Annotated in this window: 13 protein-coding genes; 11 read left to right on the forward strand and 2 right to left on the reverse strand. The window is 45.6% G+C overall.

The annotated features are described in order from the left end of the window. Positions 1–78: 78 nt before the first annotated feature. Together secE and nusG are read left to right on the forward strand one after the other, a co-directional pair. Positions 79–456 (forward strand): preprotein translocase subunit SecE, encoded by a 378-nt coding sequence (secE, locus tag GVO62_RS18585; RefSeq protein ID WP_020744440.1) that lies wholly within the window; start codon positions 79–81, stop codon positions 454–456. A gap of 4 nt (positions 457–460) precedes the next feature. Beyond that, positions 461–1,012, forward strand: coding sequence for a transcription termination/antitermination protein NusG (gene nusG / locus GVO62_RS18590; RefSeq protein WP_015068310.1), 552 nt, complete (start codon positions 461–463; stop codon positions 1,010–1,012). Positions 1,013–1,679: 667 nt separating this feature from the next. On the opposite strand, the gene GVO62_RS18595 is transcribed toward nusG, so the two are convergent. Both GVO62_RS18595 and GVO62_RS18600 read right to left on the reverse strand, forming a co-directional pair. Further along, positions 1,680–1,925, reverse strand: a complete 246-nt coding sequence (locus GVO62_RS18595) for a hypothetical protein (protein WP_159120526.1) — start codon at positions 1,923–1,925, stop codon at positions 1,680–1,682. Then, a complete protein-coding gene (locus GVO62_RS18600; RefSeq protein ID WP_159120527.1) occupies positions 1,915–2,130 on the reverse strand; it encodes a bacteriocin in 216 nt (71 codons plus the stop codon). Before GVO62_RS18600 ends, GVO62_RS18595 begins: the two co-directional genes overlap by 11 nt. Before the next feature lie 240 nt (positions 2,131–2,370). Between GVO62_RS18600 and rplK the strand changes: the two genes are divergently transcribed. The 9 genes from rplK (at position 2,371) to fusA (ending at position 16,725) form a co-directional block, all read left to right on the forward strand. Continuing rightward, positions 2,371–2,799, forward strand: a complete 429-nt coding sequence (rplK, locus tag GVO62_RS18605; RefSeq protein WP_015068306.1) for a 50S ribosomal protein L11 — start codon at positions 2,371–2,373, stop codon at positions 2,797–2,799. A gap of 4 nt (positions 2,800–2,803) precedes the next feature. Then, the gene (gene rplA / locus GVO62_RS18610) at positions 2,804–3,499 is read left to right on the forward strand and encodes a 50S ribosomal protein L1 (protein ID WP_159120528.1); all 696 of its coding nucleotides are present in this window, start codon (positions 2,804–2,806) and stop codon (positions 3,497–3,499) included. A gap of 306 nt (positions 3,500–3,805) precedes the next feature. Beyond that, positions 3,806–4,324 carry a 50S ribosomal protein L10 gene (rplJ, locus tag GVO62_RS18615; protein WP_159120529.1) on the forward strand — a complete coding sequence of 173 codons (519 nt, stop codon included), beginning with the start codon at positions 3,806–3,808 and terminating at the stop codon, positions 4,322–4,324. Between the two features lie 57 nt (positions 4,325–4,381). Continuing rightward, positions 4,382–4,756: a 50S ribosomal protein L7/L12 gene (gene rplL, locus GVO62_RS18620; RefSeq protein WP_105932692.1), complete on the forward strand. Its 375-nt coding sequence runs from the start codon at positions 4,382–4,384 to the stop codon at positions 4,754–4,756. A 325-nt stretch (positions 4,757–5,081) separates the two neighbouring features. After that, a complete protein-coding gene (gene rpoB, locus GVO62_RS18625; RefSeq protein WP_159120530.1) occupies positions 5,082–9,110 on the forward strand; it encodes a DNA-directed RNA polymerase subunit beta in 4,029 nt (1,342 codons plus the stop codon). Positions 9,111–9,191: 81 nt separating this feature from the next. Then, complete coding sequence (gene rpoC, locus GVO62_RS18630) at positions 9,192–13,364, forward strand: DNA-directed RNA polymerase subunit beta' (protein ID WP_159120531.1); 4,173 nt, start codon at positions 9,192–9,194, stop codon at positions 13,362–13,364. Positions 13,365–13,674: 310 nt separating this feature from the next. Next, positions 13,675–14,049 (forward strand): 30S ribosomal protein S12, encoded by a 375-nt coding sequence (gene rpsL / locus GVO62_RS18635; RefSeq protein ID WP_014951037.1) that lies wholly within the window; start codon positions 13,675–13,677, stop codon positions 14,047–14,049. 75 nt (positions 14,050–14,124) lie between these two features. Next, positions 14,125–14,595 carry a 30S ribosomal protein S7 gene (gene rpsG, locus GVO62_RS18640; protein ID WP_014980519.1) on the forward strand — a complete coding sequence of 157 codons (471 nt, stop codon included), beginning with the start codon at positions 14,125–14,127 and terminating at the stop codon, positions 14,593–14,595. 27 nt (positions 14,596–14,622) lie between these two features. Beyond that, complete coding sequence (gene fusA / locus GVO62_RS18645; RefSeq protein WP_159120532.1) at positions 14,623–16,725, forward strand: elongation factor G; 2,103 nt, start codon at positions 14,623–14,625, stop codon at positions 16,723–16,725. The last annotated feature ends 64 nt before the right edge of the window (positions 16,726–16,789 follow it).

The raw sequence follows: 16,789 nt of genomic DNA on the forward strand, positions 1-16,789 counted from the left end.
TTTACTTAAACGAAGAATTTTAAATTGCGCATTGAATAAGTGCGTAAAACAACGACGCTGTAGTGCTAGGATCGTAACATGAGCGAAAAGACGGAAAATCAGTCCAATGCATTGGACATGTTTAAATGGGTAGTGGTTTTTGCACTGCTTGCCGGTTTAGTAACCGCTAACACAATGTACGGTGAGATCTCGGTTCTATACCGTGCCATCGCGATTGTAGTAGTAGTTGGTATAGCTGGTTTCATCGCAGCAACTACCGAAAAAGGTAGTACCTTCTTGAGCTTTGCTAAAGAGTCTCGCACAGAAGTTCGCAAAGTAGTATGGCCAACCCGTCAAGAGGCGAACCAAACTACGCTTATCGTACTTGCAGCGACGTTAGTTATGGCACTAATTTTATGGGGACTAGACGGCATCATCGTTCGTGTAGTTGGCTTTATTACTGGAATAGGAGCATAAACGTATGTCTGAAGAAGAAGCAGTAAAGAAAAGATGGTACGTAGTTCAAGCCTATTCGCAATACGAAGCTCGCGTTAAGAAGACGCTGCTTGAATATATTAAAATGCACAACATGGAAGACTACTTCGGTCAGGTACTAGTACCAACAGAAGAAGTCGTTGAAATGCGTGCAGGTCAAAAGCGCAAATCAGAGCGTAAGTTCTACCCGGGTTATGTATTGGTAGAAATGGCGATGACCGAAGAGTCATGGCACTTAGTTAAAAGCGTTCCTCGCGTATTGGGTTTCATCGGCGGTACATCAGACCGTCCTATGCCAATTACGCAAAAAGAAGCAGACGCTATCCTAAATCGCCTTGAAGAAAATGTTGATAAGCCAAGACCAAAAACATTGTTCGAGCCAGGCGAAGTGGTTCGCGTTACAGACGGTCCATTTGCAGACTTCAACGGTGTGGTAGAGGAAGTAGACTACGAAAAGAGCCGCGTAAAAGTATCGGTACTTATCTTCGGTCGTTCTACACCAGTAGATTTAGAATTTGGTCAGGTAGAGAAAGGCTAAAGCTAACAACGACTCGCAATTTTGAAAAGGCCCCTATTACATAGGGGCTTTTTTATTTGACAAATAAGTTAGTTAATTTTTTCTAGTATATTGCTAGTAAAGTAATAAAAATTGGCAGACCGTGTAAGACATGGCAAACCCATTGAGGAAATACCACGCTTTCGATGTAAGAATCCCAAAAACCAATATTGGCCCAGCGTTTCAAAACAAAGTTTGAAACGACTAATGCCATTACCCAAGTAAAGGGACAAATATATTCCAGTGCTCCGATAAACAATGCTAATCCTTTTTCTCTAAGAACGAAATTTCACAATTAACAGATAAAGTTTTAATTAGGCTTATTCAGGTAAACCGGAAAGAGATAACTTAGGGATGATATGATGAGGGCAGCAAGCACAACCCACCATTTATAATCTTCACTAACTAATAAACCAATAGTTAAAGCAGTTACGAATAAGAAATTTGTGACAATTATACGCGCAATTGCAAAACGCTTTAACTGACCTATATGAGCTCTCGAACTAAATAGCCGGATCCAAAGTATCGCTGCAATCCCTGAGTAATTGATTAAAAGTAAAAGGCTATTACTTGCAATAAACGCACTAAAGGAAAACAGGCTTAGCATAGCACAAGCCATGTTAAGCCTTACTAGCGGAGACAAATTCACTTATTCATCCAACGTTTCGCTGTAATCTGATACAGCATCGGCGGCGCCTACTATAGTGCCGACACCAGTACCAATTAGGCCGCCAATAAGCGCGCCGAATGGACCAGCATAAGCGCCAAGTGCAGCACCTATACTTGCACCTGTAGCTGCTCCTTCTAATCCCCCCTCAAAAGCGGCTTGTGAAATATTGCCCCCAGATACAGTTTCGATTTGCTCTTCGGTGAGTACTAGCGGATTATTCGTCATCAGTAAAATACTCCCATGCAGCACCTAGGGCAGCTCCTGTAGCAATAACGCCAACTGCAACGGGAAAAGCGACAGTAAATCCGACGGCTACGGCAACACCAACACCAGTCGCGCCAATACCACCTCCAGTTAGTCCCCCTGATGCAACGTCCCAGCCATCACCACCTGAAATCTGGTCCAGTTCTTTTTGTGAAAGTAACTCCATTTAAGTTTCTCCAAATTTGATATTTTGTTTACATAGTTGCGAATTAACGCGTAAGAAACTTTTACCTATTTCAAAAAGAAAAAATACTGACCTTTCGATGGTTTTTTATTCTAAATAGCCCTTGCATAGTAATTTATCACCTTATATAATGCGCGCCCTTTTAAACGGAAACGGGAAGCCGATTGAGCAAATAATCTCTGTATTTGCGAGGCGTTAGACCCAAACAAGAGAGCATGTAAAATGGCTAAAAAAGTAAGCGGTATTATTAAGCTTCAGGTTGCAGCTGGCGCTGCTAACCCAAGTCCACCGGTTGGTCCTGCACTAGGTCAGCACGGTGTGAACATCATGGAATTCTGTAAGGCTTTCAACGCGAAAACAGAAAGTCTTGAGAAAGGCGCTCCGGTACCAGTAGAAATTACGGTATACGAAGATCGCTCTTTCACGTTCGAAACAAAGACTCCTCCTGCGTCTTACCTGCTTAAGAAAGCAGCTGGCATCAAGAGCGGTTCTGGCCGTCCTAACACTGAGAAAGTGGGTACTGTTACTCGCGCTCAGTTGGAAGAGATTGCTAAAACTAAAGAGCCAGACCTTACTGCGGCTGACTTAGATGCAGCGGTACGTACTATCGCGGGTTCTGCTCGCTCAATGGGCTTGAACGTAGAGGACTAATCGAATGGCTAAATTAACTAAACGCGCTCGCCTGATCCGCGAAAAAGTAGATTCAAGCAAAGAGTACGAAATCAATGAAGCAGTAGCGCTTCTTAAAGAACTAGCAACAGCTAAGTTCGCAGAAAGCGTTGACGTATCTGTTAACCTTGGTATCGACGCGAAGAAATCTGACCAAAACGTTCGTGGTGCAACTGTACTACCTAACGGTACTGGTAAAGACGTTCGCGTTGCAGTATTCACTCAAGGTGCAAATGCTGAAGCTGCTAAAGAAGCGGGTGCGGACATCGTTGGTATGGAAGACCTAGCTGAGCAAGTTAAGAAAGGCGAAATGAACTTTGACGTAGTAGTTGCTAGCCCAGACGCAATGCGTGTTGTTGGTCAACTAGGTCAAATTCTAGGTCCACGTGGCCTTATGCCTAACCCTAAAACTGGTACTGTAACGCCTGACGTTGCAACGGCAGTTAAGAACGCTAAAGCTGGTCAGGTACGCTACCGTAACGATAAGAACGGTATCATCCATGCTAGCATCGGTAAGATTGCGTTCGAAGCGAACCAAATTCAAGAAAACCTTGAAGCGCTACTTGAAGCACTGAAGAAAGCTAAGCCTTCTTCTGCTAAAGGTACATATATCAAGAAGATCAGCCTAAGCACTACAATGGGTGCTGGTGTTGCTCTTGATAAGGCTTCTGTAGGTCTTTAATTTCGCTGAGCATAGGCTCATCGAAATCTCTTAAAGGTTATGGGTTGGAGCTGTGACAATTAGCAGTGCTAATAAGCAGCTCCCGTCCAAGACCGCAGGTGCGGTGTGGTGAAAGAGGTAAGAGAACTTTCACAGTCAACACACTGCTTAATACAACAACCTGCGCAGACGGTGGTTTGACTCAGACTCTCTGGGGTAACAAACACCGTAGAGCGGTATCAACCATGAGGGTTGGTATCAATCTGTGAACCCTGATGGCGTGAGTAGGTAACTACAAACAAAGTCAGATACAAAGAGGTGAACTCAGTGGCACTAGGTTTAGCAGCAAAAAAAGAGATCGTAGCAGAAATTTCTGATGTTGCGTCTCGCGCTCTATCCGTAGCCGTTGCTGAATACCGTGGGATGGAAGTTGGTGAACTGACTGAACTACGTGTAAAAGCTCGTGAGCAAGGCGTATACCTAAAGGTTGTACGTAATACTCTTGCAAAACGTGCTCTAGCCGACAGTCAATTTGCAGACTTAGACAGCGCCTTAACTGGTCCGCTTATCTATGGTTTCTCTATCGACGCACCAGGCGGTGCGGCACGTCTTTTCAAAGACTTCGGTAAGACTAACGATAAGCTTAAAGTTACTGCACTTTCAATTGGTAGCGGTCTTCTTGGTCCAGAGAAATTGGACGCAGTTGCAGCACTACCTACCCGCGACGAAGCGCTTGCGAGACTACTTGCAACCTTCAAAGCACCAGTTGGGAAATTCGTTCAAACAATCAACGAAGTTCCTGGCAAGTTTGTGCGCGTATTGGCGGCGGTCAAAGACACCAAGTAATTGGCGTTTTTGGCATATTGATTTTTTTAACATTTTATACCCAGGAGTTTAGAGAACATGGCTCTAACTAAAGAAGATATCTTAAACGCAATCGCTGAAATGCCGGTAATGGAACTGGTTGAACTTATCGAAGCGGCTGAAGAAAAATTCAACGTATCTGCTGCAGCTGTTGCTGTTGCTGGTCCTGCTGTTGCTGGTGAAGCAGCTGCTGCTGAAGAACAAACTGAGTTCGACGTTGTAATGACTTCATTCGGCGCTAACAAAGTTGCAGTTATCAAAGCAGTTCGCGGCGCGACTGGCCTAGGTCTTAAAGAAGCTAAAGAAGTAGTTGAATCTGCTCCTAAAGCTATCAAAGAAGGCGTAAGCAAAGATGAAGCTGAAGCACTTAAGAAAGAGCTTGAAGAAGCTGGTGCAGCAGTAGAAATCAAGTAATCTGACTTAGTCAGATTATTGCCTGAGACGGCAAGGCTGGTGGTTTTTTGAACCACCAGCCTTTTTGCGCTGTATAGTGTGTAGATTCTAACCCTGACTACATTACGTAAAAGCGCCAATCGGACATACCCATAAAAAGCATAAAAATCCAACAAGTTAACTAATAATTGGTTAAATTTTGTTGTATGCTGGTGTATCTGCCCGAAAAAGGGTTGTGGAAGTTTGTTGCTTAGTGCGCCATTTGAAACGCAGCTTTTAGCCCATAGCACGCGTTTTAAAGCATTTTGCAGCAGGTTGGGTCATAAATCAGCAGGCTGAGGAACCCATGGTTTACTCTTATAGCGAAAAGAAACGTATCCGTAAGGATTTTGGCAAACGCCCACAGGTATTGGAAATTCCATACCTTCTTTCAATTCAGCTTGATTCTTTCAAAAAGTTTATTGAGATCGACGCAGATGCTCAATACGGTTTGGAAGCAGCATTTCGTTCCGTTTTTCCAATTAAAAGCTACTCAGGTAGTTCAGAGCTTCAGTATGTAAGCTACCGCCTGGGAGAGCCCGTTTTCGACGTTAAAGAATGTCAAATTCGTGGCGTAACTTTCTCTGCTCCGTTAAGAGTAAAACTACGGTTAGTGTTGTTCGATAAAGACGCTGCCCCAGGTACCGTAAAAGATATTAAAGAACAAGAAGTGTACATGGGCGAAATCCCGTTGATGACAGAGAACGGTACGTTCGTTATCAATGGTACAGAGCGTGTTATCGTGTCACAGCTGCACCGTTCACCTGGTGTATTCTTTGATCATGACAAAGGTAAAACCCACTCGTCAGGTAAAGTGCTATATAACGCACGTGTAATCCCTTACCGTGGTTCGTGGTTAGACTTCGAGTTTGACCCGAAAGATAACCTGTTTGTACGTATTGACCGCCGTCGTAAGTTGCCAGCAACGATTATTCTACGTGCGTTGGAGATGACGTCTGAAGAGATTCTAGACACTTTCTTCGAAAAAGTTAATGTGCGTATCAGCAAAGACAAGCTGATGATGGAAGTGGTTCCAGATCGCCTTCGTGGTGAAACGGCACAGTTCGATATCATTGATGGCGAAGGAAATGTCGTTGTTGAATCAGGTCGTCGTATCTCTGCACGTCACACTCGTGCACTTGAGAAAGCAGGTCTTACAGAGCTTGAAGTTCCGGCAGATTACCTAATTGGTCGCGTATTCGCTGCTACTTATGTAAATGAAGACACTGGTGAAGTGATCGTAAGTGCAAACGAAGAACTAACTTTAGAAAACCTAGCGGCACTTAGCCAAGCGGGTATTAAAGAGTTCGAAACACTTTACATTAACGAACTAGACCACGGTTCATACATTTCAGACACATTGCGTATCGATTCTTCAACTAACCGCCTAGAAGCGCTAGTTGAAATCTATCGTATGATGCGTCCTGGTGAGCCACCGACAAAAGATGCAGCAGAAACCTTGTTCGATAACTTGTTCTTCTCTGAAGAACGTTATGACCTTTCTTCTGTTGGTCGTATGAAGTTCAACCGCCGTTTAGGTCGTGAAGAGCTTATCGGTTCGGGTACATTAGATAAAGAAGACATTATTTCTGTAATGAAGCAGTTAATAATGATTCGTGACGGTAAAGACGAAGTTGATGATATCGATCACCTTGGAAACCGTCGTATTCGTTCTGTAGGTGAAATGGCAGAGAACCAGTTCCGTGTGGGTCTTGTACGTGTAGAACGTGCAGTGAAGGAGCGCCTAAGCTTAGGCGACCTAGACAACGTGATGCCTCAGGATCTTATAAACGCTAAGCCTATTTCGGCTGCGGTTAAAGAGTTCTTCGGTTCATCTCAGCTTTCTCAGTTCATGGACCAAAACAACCCGCTGTCAGAAGTAACGCACAAGCGTCGTATCTCTGCATTAGGCCCGGGTGGTCTAACACGTGAACGTGCAGGCTTCGAGGTTCGAGACGTACACCCGACTCACTATGGTCGTCTATGTCCAATCGAAACGCCGGAAGGTCCGAACATCGGTCTTATCAACTCATTGGCAAGCTTCGCACGCACCAATGACTTTGGTTTCCTTGAAACACCTTTCCGTCGCATTGTTGACGGTGTGGTTACAGACGAAATCGATTACTTATCTGCAATTGAAGAAGGTCAATTCGCAATCGCTCAGGCTAACATTGCGTTGACTGAGAACGGCGAATTGGTAGACGACCTAATCCCATGTCGTCACCGTGGTGAAACTACTTTGATGCCGACTGAAGACATCAAGTACATGGACGTTTCGCCACAGCAAATTGTCTCAATTGCTGCGAGCATTATCCCATTCCTAGAGCACGATGATGCGAACCGTGCACTAATGGGTGCGAACATGCAACGTCAGGCAGTACCTACACTACGTGCTGATAAGCCGTTAGTTGGTACCGGTATGGAAAGAACCATCGCGGTTGACTCAGGTGTTACTGTAGTTGCTAAGCGTGGTGGTGTGGTTGATTACGTAGATGCCAGCCGTATCGTTATTAAAGTAGATGAAGATGAAATGCTTCCAGGTGAAGCAGGTATCGATATTTACAACCTGACTAAGTACACACGTTCTAACCAAAACACGTGTATCAATCAGAAGCCTACATGTAACGTTGGCGACCCGATTGTTGCAGGTGATGTGCTAGCTGACGGTCCTTCAACAGACCTAGGTGACCTTGCACTTGGCCAGAACATGCGTATCGCGTTCATGCCTTGGAATGGTTACAACTTTGAGGATTCAATCCTTATTTCTGAGCGTGTAGCACAGGAAGACCGTTTCACCACTATCCACATTCAAGAGCTTAGCTGTATCGCTCGTGATACTAAGCTTGGGCCAGAAGAAATTTCTTCTGATATCCCGAACGTGGGCGAATCTGCACTAAGCAAGCTTGATGAATCAGGTGTTGTTTACATCGGTGCGGAAGTGAAAGGCGGTGATATCTTAGTAGGTAAAGTAACGCCTAAAGGTGAAACTCAGCTTACGCCAGAAGAAAAACTATTACGTGCAATCTTCGGTGAAAAAGCGTCTGACGTTAAAGATACGTCTCTACGTGTACCTAACTCTGTTCACGGTACCGTTATCGATGTTCAAGTATTTACCCGTGATGGTGTAGAGAAAGACAAGCGAGCGCTAGAAATTGAAGACATGCAGTTGCGTCAGGTTAAGAAAGACCTTACCGACGAGTTCGAAATTCTTGCAGACGGTATCTTTAGTCGTGCACAAACTGCATTGTTACGTGCTGGCGTTGACCAAGCTAAGCTTGACAGCCTACCCCGTGAAAAGTGGTTTGAAATTGCACTTAACAGCGAAGATGCACAGCTAGAGCTAGACCAAATCGCTGATCAACACGCTGAAATTAAAGCTGACTTCGATAAGAAGTTTGAAACTAAGCGTCGTAAGATCACGCAAGGCGATGACCTAGCGCCTGGCGTACTCAAGATTGTTAAGGTTTACCTTGCAGTTAAACGTCACATCCAGCCGGGTGATAAAATGGCGGGACGTCACGGTAACAAAGGTGTTATCTCGACTATCCAGCCTGTAGAAGACATGCCATATGATGCTGACGGCACGCCGGTAGATATCGTTCTAAACCCACTAGGTGTACCGTCTCGTATGAACATCGGTCAGATCCTAGAAACGCACTTGGGTATGGCTGCACACGGTCTTGGTGTGAAGATTGACCGCATGATCAAAGAGCAGCGTGAGCTGGCTGAGTTACGTGAGTTCTTGAAGAAGGTGTACGAGCTTGGTGAGAATCATCAAGAAGTCGACATCGATAGCTTCACTGACCACGAAGTTCGTCGCTTGGCAGAAAACCTTCGTAAGGGCGTACCTGTAGCAACACCTGTATTCGATGGTGCTCGTGAATCTGAAATCAAAGAAATGCTGAAGCTTGCTGATATTCCAGAAAGCGGTCAGATTACTTTGTTTGACGGTCGTACCGGTCGCGAATTTGAGCGTCCAGTAACGGTTGGTTACATGTACATGCTGAAACTGAACCACTTAGTAGACGACAAAATGCACGCGCGTTCTACGGGTTCTTACAGCCTTGTTACACAGCAACCTCTTGGTGGTAAAGCACAGTTTGGTGGTCAGCGCTTCGGTGAGATGGAAGTGTGGGCACTTGAAGCATACGGTGCAGCATATACCCTTCAGGAAATGCTTACTGTTAAGTCAGATGACGTTAACGGCCGTACCAAGATGTACAAGAACATCGTCGATGGCGACCACAGAATGGAACCTGGCATGCCAGAGTCATTCAACGTACTACTTAAAGAAATTCGCTCGTTGGGTATCAACATCGAGCTTGAAGAAAAGTAATACGGCAATCGCCGCGTAATGTTATGAGATGGCCCGGCGCTTGCGCCGGGTTCTAGAGACTGACTCCGCTGGGAGAGTAATGTGAAAGACTTATTAAAGTTTCTAAAGCAACAAAACAAGACCGAAGAATTCGATAATATTCGAATCGGTCTGTCTTCACCTGACATGATTCGTTCATGGTCATTCGGTGAAGTTAAAAAGCCTGAAACAATTAACTACCGTACGTTCAAACCTGAGCGTGACGGTCTGTTCTGTGCGCGTATCTTTGGTCCGGTTAAAGACTACGAGTGTCTTTGCGGTAAGTACAAGCGCCTTAAGCACCGTGGTGTTATCTGTGAGAAGTGTGGCGTTGAAGTTACACTGACCAAAGTGCGTCGTGAGCGCATGGGTCACATCGAGCTAGCTAGCCCGGTTGCGCATATTTGGTTCCTTAAATCACTTCCGTCTCGTATCGGTCTAATGCTTGATATGACACTTCGTGATATTGAACGTGTTCTTTATTTCGAATCATATGTGGTTACAGAGCCAGGTATGACGACGCTTGAGCGCAGTCAACTTCTTAACGAAGAAGAGTACTTGGATGCACTTGAAGAGCACGGTGATGAGTTTGATGCGAAGATGGGTGCTGAAGCAGTGTTCGATCTTCTAAAAGCGTTAGACGTTGACGCAGACGTAGCCGCTATGCGTGAAGAGCTGCCTTCAATCAACTCTGAAACTAAGCGTAAGAAAATTACTAAGCGTCTTAAGTTGCTTGAGTCATTCCAACAGTCTGGTAACAAGCCAGAGTGGATGATCATGACGGTACTACCGGTACTTCCACCAGACTTACGTCCTCTAGTACCACTAGATGGCGGCCGTTTTGCAACGTCTGACCTTAACGACCTTTACCGTCGAGTAATTAACCGTAACAACCGTCTTAAGCGTCTTCTAGATCTTGCTGCTCCAGACATTATCGTACGCAACGAAAAGCGTATGCTTCAAGAGTCTGTTGATGCGCTACTAGATAACGGACGTCGTGGTCGCGCGATTACCGGTTCTAACAAGCGTCCACTTAAGTCGCTTGCAGACATGATCAAAGGTAAGCAAGGTCGTTTCCGTCAAAACCTTCTTGGTAAGCGTGTTGACTACTCAGGCCGTTCTGTAATTACCGTTGGTCCAACGCTACGTCTTCACCAGTGTGGTCTTCCTAAGAAGATGGCACTTGAGCTATTTAAGCCGTTTATCTACGGTAAGCTTGAAGCACGTGGTCTTGCGACAACAATCAAAGCAGCTAAGAAGCTTGTAGAGCGCGAAGCTCCTGAGGTTTGGGACGTACTAGACGACGTTATCCGCGAACACCCGGTACTACTTAACCGTGCACCTACACTTCACCGTTTGGGTATTCAAGCATTCGAACCAACACTAATCGAAGGTAAAGCGATTCAGCTTCACCCGCTAGTGTGTGCGGCGTACAACGCCGACTTCGATGGTGACCAAATGGCGGTACACGTTCCGTTGACAATCGAAGCACAGTTAGAAGCACGTGCACTTATGATGTCAACGAACAACATTCTGTCACCTGCGAATGGTGAGCCAATCATCGTACCTTCACAGGACGTTGTATTAGGTCTTTACTACCTAACGCGTGACAAAGTAAACGGCTTAGGCGAAGGCATGGTATTTACCAGCCCGAATGAAGCAGAAAAGGCATACCGCACAGGTAATGCTGAGCTTCACTCTCGCGTTAAAGTACGTATTACTGAATATGATATCGATGAAGATGGCAACAAAACTGAGAAAGTAACGCTAACTGACACTACTGTTGGTCGTGCGATTTTCTCGTTGATCCTTCCAAAGGGTCTGCCGTTTGAAATCATTAACCAAGCGATGGGCAAGAAGCAGATTTCAAGACTATTGAATGCTTGCTACCGTACGCTAGGTCTGAAAGACACAGTAATTGCTGCTGACCAAATCATGTATACCGGTTTCCACTACGCGATGATCGCGGGTGCATCTGTTGGTATCGACGATATGGTTATTCCAGAAGCGAAGAAAGAGATTATCGACGCGGCGGAAGCAGAAGTTATCGAAATTCAGGAACAGTTCCAAAACGGTCTTGTTACCGCGGGTGAGCGTTACAACAAAGTTATCGATATCTGGTCAAATGCCAACGAAAAAGTTGCTAAAGCCATGATGGACAACCTTAAGACTGACATCGTAATTAACCGCGATGGCGAAGAAGAAGAGCAGACATCATTTAACTCTGTTTATATGATGGCCGACTCGGGTGCTCGTGGTAGTGCCGCTCAGATTCGTCAGCTTGCTGGTATGCGTGGTCTGATGGCTAAACCAGATGGCTCAATCATCGAAACCCCAATTACGGCGAACTTCCGTGAAGGTCTGAACGTACTACAGTACTTCATCTCTACTCACGGTGCGCGTAAAGGTCTAGCGGATACTGCACTTAAAACGGCTAACTCGGGTTACCTAACCCGTCGTCTAGTAGATGTTGCGCAAGATTTGGTTATCACTAATGACGACTGTGGCACATTCGAAGGTGTAACAATGACACCGCTAATCGAAGGTGGAGACGTTGTTGAGCCGTTACGTGAACGTGTACTAGGTCGTGTTGTCGCAGAAGACGTGCTTAAGCCTGGTACTAACGAAGTACTTGTTGAGCGTAACGTTCTGCTAGACGAAGCACTAGTAGACATGCTTGAAGCTAACTCAGTAGACCAAATTCAAGTACGCTCGGTTATCACTTGTGACAATGACTTCGGCGTATGTGCTAAGTGTTACGGTCGTGACCTTGCACGTGGCCACATGGTAGGTAGCGGTGAATCGGTTGGTGTTATTGCAGCACAGTCAATCGGTGAACCAGGTACACAGCTTACCATGCGTACATTCCACATCGGTGGTGCGGCATCAAGAGCATCTGCTGAGAACAGCGTACAAGTTAAGACTGCGGGTAGCCTTAAGCTACACAACGCGAAATTCGTACGTAACTCTGACGGCAAAGTGGTTATCGTTTCTCGTTCAACAGAACTTACTGTTATCGATGAGCAAGGCCGTGAGAAAGAGCGCTATAAAGTACCTTACGGTGCTGTGCTTAGCGTGGATGACGGTGCATCAATTACAGCTGGCGACGTTGTCGCTAACTGGGATCCGCATAGTCACCCAATTATCACTGAACGTGCAGCTAAGATTAGCTTCGCAGACATTGATGACTCTAACACCGAAATGCAGCAAGACGAGCTTACTGGTTTAACACGTATCGTTGTTAAAGACCTTGCGAAAGTTAACTCTAAAGAGCCTAAGCTAATTCTTGAAAGCGACGAGTTCGGTCTTCAAGAAATTCGTCTTCCAAGCTTCACAACAATTGAAGCGAAAGAAGGCAAAGTGGCGAATGAAGGTGACGTGCTAGCACGTATTCCTCAGGAAAGCTCGAAGACTCGTGATATCACGGGTGGTCTACCGCGCGTTGCGGACTTGTTTGAAGCACGTAAGCCTAAAGAGCCTGCTATTCTTGCAGAAATCTCAGGTACTATTGGCTTCGGTAAAGAGACCAAAGGTAAGAAGCGTCTTGTGATTACACCTGCTGAAGGTGACGCATACGAAGAGATGATTCCTAAGTGGCGTCAGCTTAACGTATTCGAAGGTGAGAAAGTGGAAAAAGGCGAAGTTATCGCTGATGGTCCAGAGTCTCCGCACGATATCCTACGTTTACGTGGTATCTCAGCAGTAGCCAACTACATCGTGAACGAAGTTCAGGAAGTATACCGTCTACAGGGTGTTAAAATTAACGATAAGCACATCGAAGTAGTTATTCGTCAGATGCTACGTAAGTGTATTATCACGCACCCAGGCGATACGCAGTTCCTTGAAGGCGAACAGGTTGAAGTATCGAACGTTAAAGTGGCGAACCGTGAAATTGAAAAACACGGTAAGATCCCAGCGCAGTATGAAACACAGCTGCTTGGTATCACTAAAGCGTCACTGTCTACTGAGTCGTTTATCTCAGCAGCGTCGTTCCAAGAAACAACACGTGTTCTAACTGAAGCTGCGGTTCAAGGTAAAGAAGATGACCTACGCGGTCTGAAAGAAAACGTAATCGTTGGTCGTCTAATTCCAGCGGGTACAGGTTTCGCTTACCATGAACGCCGTGCACAACGTCGCAAAGAGCAAATCGAAGAAATGTCAGTTTCAGCTGCTGAAGCAGAACAGGCACTAACCGAAGCGCTAAATGCCGGTGCAGACGAAGATACTGCCGAATAAGGCAAAGATCATAGGAGTACGTTAACGTACTCCTAACATATTGGCATGTCAGGCTGACAGATTGCAGATAAATTAACTGCTTAACCTTTGTACACCTTGACAGTCAGGGCGATGATCTTTAATATTCCGCGACCCGATTTTGGATAGCCATCAAGTGGCTCGATAAACGGTCGCGGTTTTTTGTATCAGCGCTCAGTGAATATTGACGAGCACAATGTTCACAAAGTAGAGCGATTAAACAATTAATCGCATTAATATGGACCCAATCATAGTGATTGGGTTTTCGTAGTTTTTAATCAGGAGCTAGTTAATGGCAACAGTTAACCAGTTAGTGCGCAAGCCGCGTAGAAAGCCCGTTGAAAAAAGCAACGTAGCTGCTCTACAAGCTTGTCCACAAAGACGTGGTGTATGTACTCGTGTATATACTACTACGCCTAAGAAACCAAACTCTGCACTACGTAAAGTATGTCGTGTACGTCTAACTAACGGTTTTGAAGTTTCTTCATATATCGGTGGTGAAGGTCACAACCTACAAGAGCACAGTGTAGTACTTATCCGTGGTGGTCGTGTTAAAGATCTACCAGGTGTTCGTTATCACACAGTTCGCGGTACTCTTGACTGCGCAGGTGTAAACGATCGTAAACAAGCCCGTTCTAAGTACGGCGCGAAGAAGCCTAAGTCATAACGGTTCTCCGTTAGTAAGGCCAAACTGAAGTTTAAGAGTTTTGGGTTTTCCCTGAATTCATACGGAGAATAGAAGATGCCAAGAAGAAGAGTCGTAGGTCAACGTAAAATCCTACCAGAGCCAAAATTTGGTTCACAACTGCTTGCGAAATTCATGAATGTCGTAATGCTCGACGGCAAAAAGTCAGTCGCTGAAAGAATCGTTTACGGTGCGCTTGATATTGTTGCTGAAAAAACCGGCAAAGCACACCTAGATATCTTCGAGGAAGCACTTGATAATATCCGCCCAACAGTAGAGGTTAAGTCTCGTCGTGTTGGTGGTTCAACTTATCAGGTTCCAGTTGAAGTACGTCCAGTTCGTCGTAACGCGCTAGGTATGCGTTGGATGGTAGAAGCTGCACGTAAACGTGGCGAAAAGTCTATGGCACAACGCCTAGCGGCTGAGATGTTAGACGCAGCAGACAACAAAGGTTCAGCGGTTAAGAAACGTGAAGACGTTCACCGTATGGCCGAAGCAAACAAAGCGTTTGCTCATTACCGTTGGTAATCAACGTAATATAACTGAGAGAGATTTATGCCTCGTAAGACCTCGATTGAGCGTTATCGCAATATTGGTATTGTGGCTCACGTGGACGCGGGTAAAACCACGACCACAGAGCGTGTTCTGTTCTATACAGGACTGTCTCACAAAATCGGTGAAGTGCACGATGGTGCTGCTACCATGGACTGGATGGAACAAGAGCAGGAGCGTGGTATTACTATCACGTCTGCTGCGACGACGTGTTTCTGGTCTGGTATGGAGCAACAGTTCGATCAACACAGGATCAACATCATCGACACCCCTGGACACGTTGACTTTACTATCGAAGTAGAGCGTTCATTGCGTGTGCTAGACGGTGCCGTAGTTGTATTCTGTGGGTCTTCTGGGGTAGAACCTCAATCAGAGACAGTCTGGCGACAGGCTGACAAATATCAAGTGCCACGCCTTGTGTTCGTTAATAAGATGGACCGGGCTGGCGCTGATTTTGAACGTGTTGTGGGTCAAATTCGCAAACGTTTAGGCGCAAACTGTGTTCCGATTCAAATCAACATGGGCGCTGAAGAGAATTTTCATGGCGTCATCGACCTTGTGAAGATGAAAGCCATCAACTGGAATGAAGACGACATGGGTATGACATTTACCTATGAAGACATTCCTGCTGAATATCTAGATACCGCTGAACAGTACCGCACCGAGATGATTGAAGCGGCTGCAGAGGCATCTGATGAGTTAATGAACAAATACTTGGAAGGTGAAGAACTTTCTGAGGAAGAGATCCGTTTAGGTCTTCGTAAGCGTACGCTGAACAACGAAATTGTTCTTGCCACTTGTGGCAGTGCTTTCAAAAACAAAGGTGTTCAGGCTGTGCTAGACTCTGTTGTTCATTATCTTCCGTCTCCTACGGAAGTTAAGGCCATCACGGGTGTGCTTGACGATAAAGACGAGACGGAAGCTGAGCGTCACTCAAGCGACGACGAACCGTTCTCAGCACTAGCATTTAAAATAGCGACCGACCCTTTTGTAGGGACGCTAACGTTCTTCCGTTGCTACTCTGGTGTAGTCAACACGGGCGACACGGTATATAACCCTGTTAAGGGCAAGCGTGAGCGCTTCGGTCGTATCGTGCAGATGCATGCAAAAGACCGTGAAGAACTTAAAGAAGTTCGCGCGGGCGATATTGCTGCGGCCATCGGTCTAAAAGATGTAACCACTGGCGATACGCTTTGTGATCCTAATCATGTGATTACACTGGAGCGTATGGATTTCCCAGAACCGGTAATTTCTATTGCGGTAGAGCCTAAGTCACAAGCTGACCAAGAAAAAATGGGTATTGCCCTAAGTAAGCTTGCAGCAGAAGATCCGTCGTTTAAAGTTAAGACAGACGACGAGACGGGTCAGACAATTATCTCAGGCATGGGTGAACTTCACCTTGATATCATTGTCGACCGCATGAAGCGTGAGTTCAAAGTTGAATGTAACGTAGGTAACCCTCAGGTTGCCTATCGTGAAACCCTTCGTAAATCCGTTGAAGTGGAAGGGAAGTTTGTTCGTCAGTCAGGCGGCCGTGGCCAATTCGGTCATGTGTGGCTACGTATTGAGCCTCAGGAAGAGGGTTCAGGCTACGAATTTGTAAACGAAATCGTCGGTGGTGTGGTACCAAAAGAGTTCATCCCAGCGGTCGATAAAGGAATTCAGGAGCAGATGCGAAGTGGTGTTCTAGCAGGGTTTCCAGTACTTGATGTAAAGGTAACGTTGTTTGACGGTTCATACCACGATGTTGACTCTTCTGAAATGGCGTTTAAGATCGCCGGCTCTATGGGTTTCAAAAAAGGCGCCGCAGAAGCAAATCCGGTGTTGCTTGAACCCACAATGAAAGTTGAAGTAACTACTCCAGAAGACTGGATGGGTGATGTAGTTGGCGATATTAATCGTCGCCGCGGCATGATCGAAGGTATGGAAGATGGTGTCGCAGGTGTTAAAATAATACGTGCAAAAGTGCCGCTTTCAGAAATGTTTGGCTACGCAACTGATTTGCGTTCACAAACACAAGGTCGTGCTTCATACTCAATGGAGTTCTTCAATTATTCTGAGGCGCCTAACAATGTGGCGCAGGCTATTATAGAATCTAGAACTTAATCTAAATGAAGGTTCGGTCCGGTCTATTGGTGGGTCGGACTTTTAACTTAGGAAACGAGAAAAA

The sequence above is a fragment of the Alteromonas sp. KUL150 genome (assembly GCF_009811475.1).
In the GTDB taxonomy this organism is placed as follows: Bacteria; Pseudomonadota; Gammaproteobacteria; order Enterobacterales; family Alteromonadaceae; genus Alteromonas; species Alteromonas gracilis.

Bases quoted from the DNA above. Each gene is read 5' to 3' on its own strand.
- rpsG (WP_014980519.1), top strand. From the start codon at position 14,125: ATGCCAAGAAGAAGAGTCGTAGGTCAACGTAAAATCCTACCAGAGCCA.
- rplL (WP_105932692.1), top strand. From the start codon at position 4,382: ATGGCTCTAACTAAAGAAGATATCTTAAACGCAATCGCTGAAATGCCG.
- rplK (WP_015068306.1), top strand. From the start codon at position 2,371: ATGGCTAAAAAAGTAAGCGGTATTATTAAGCTTCAGGTTGCAGCTGGC.
- nusG (WP_015068310.1), top strand. From the start codon at position 461: ATGTCTGAAGAAGAAGCAGTAAAGAAAAGATGGTACGTAGTTCAAGCC.
- fusA (WP_159120532.1), top strand. From the start codon at position 14,623: ATGCCTCGTAAGACCTCGATTGAGCGTTATCGCAATATTGGTATTGTG.
- rplA (WP_159120528.1), top strand. From the start codon at position 2,804: ATGGCTAAATTAACTAAACGCGCTCGCCTGATCCGCGAAAAAGTAGAT.
- rpsL (WP_014951037.1), top strand. From the start codon at position 13,675: ATGGCAACAGTTAACCAGTTAGTGCGCAAGCCGCGTAGAAAGCCCGTT.
- rpoB (WP_159120530.1), top strand. From the start codon at position 5,082: ATGGTTTACTCTTATAGCGAAAAGAAACGTATCCGTAAGGATTTTGGC.
- secE (WP_020744440.1), top strand. From the start codon at position 79: ATGAGCGAAAAGACGGAAAATCAGTCCAATGCATTGGACATGTTTAAA.
- GVO62_RS18600 (WP_159120527.1), bottom strand. From the start codon at position 2,130: ATGGAGTTACTTTCACAAAAAGAACTGGACCAGATTTCAGGTGGTGAT.
- GVO62_RS18595 (WP_159120526.1), bottom strand. From the start codon at position 1,925: ATGACGAATAATCCGCTAGTACTCACCGAAGAGCAAATCGAAACTGTA.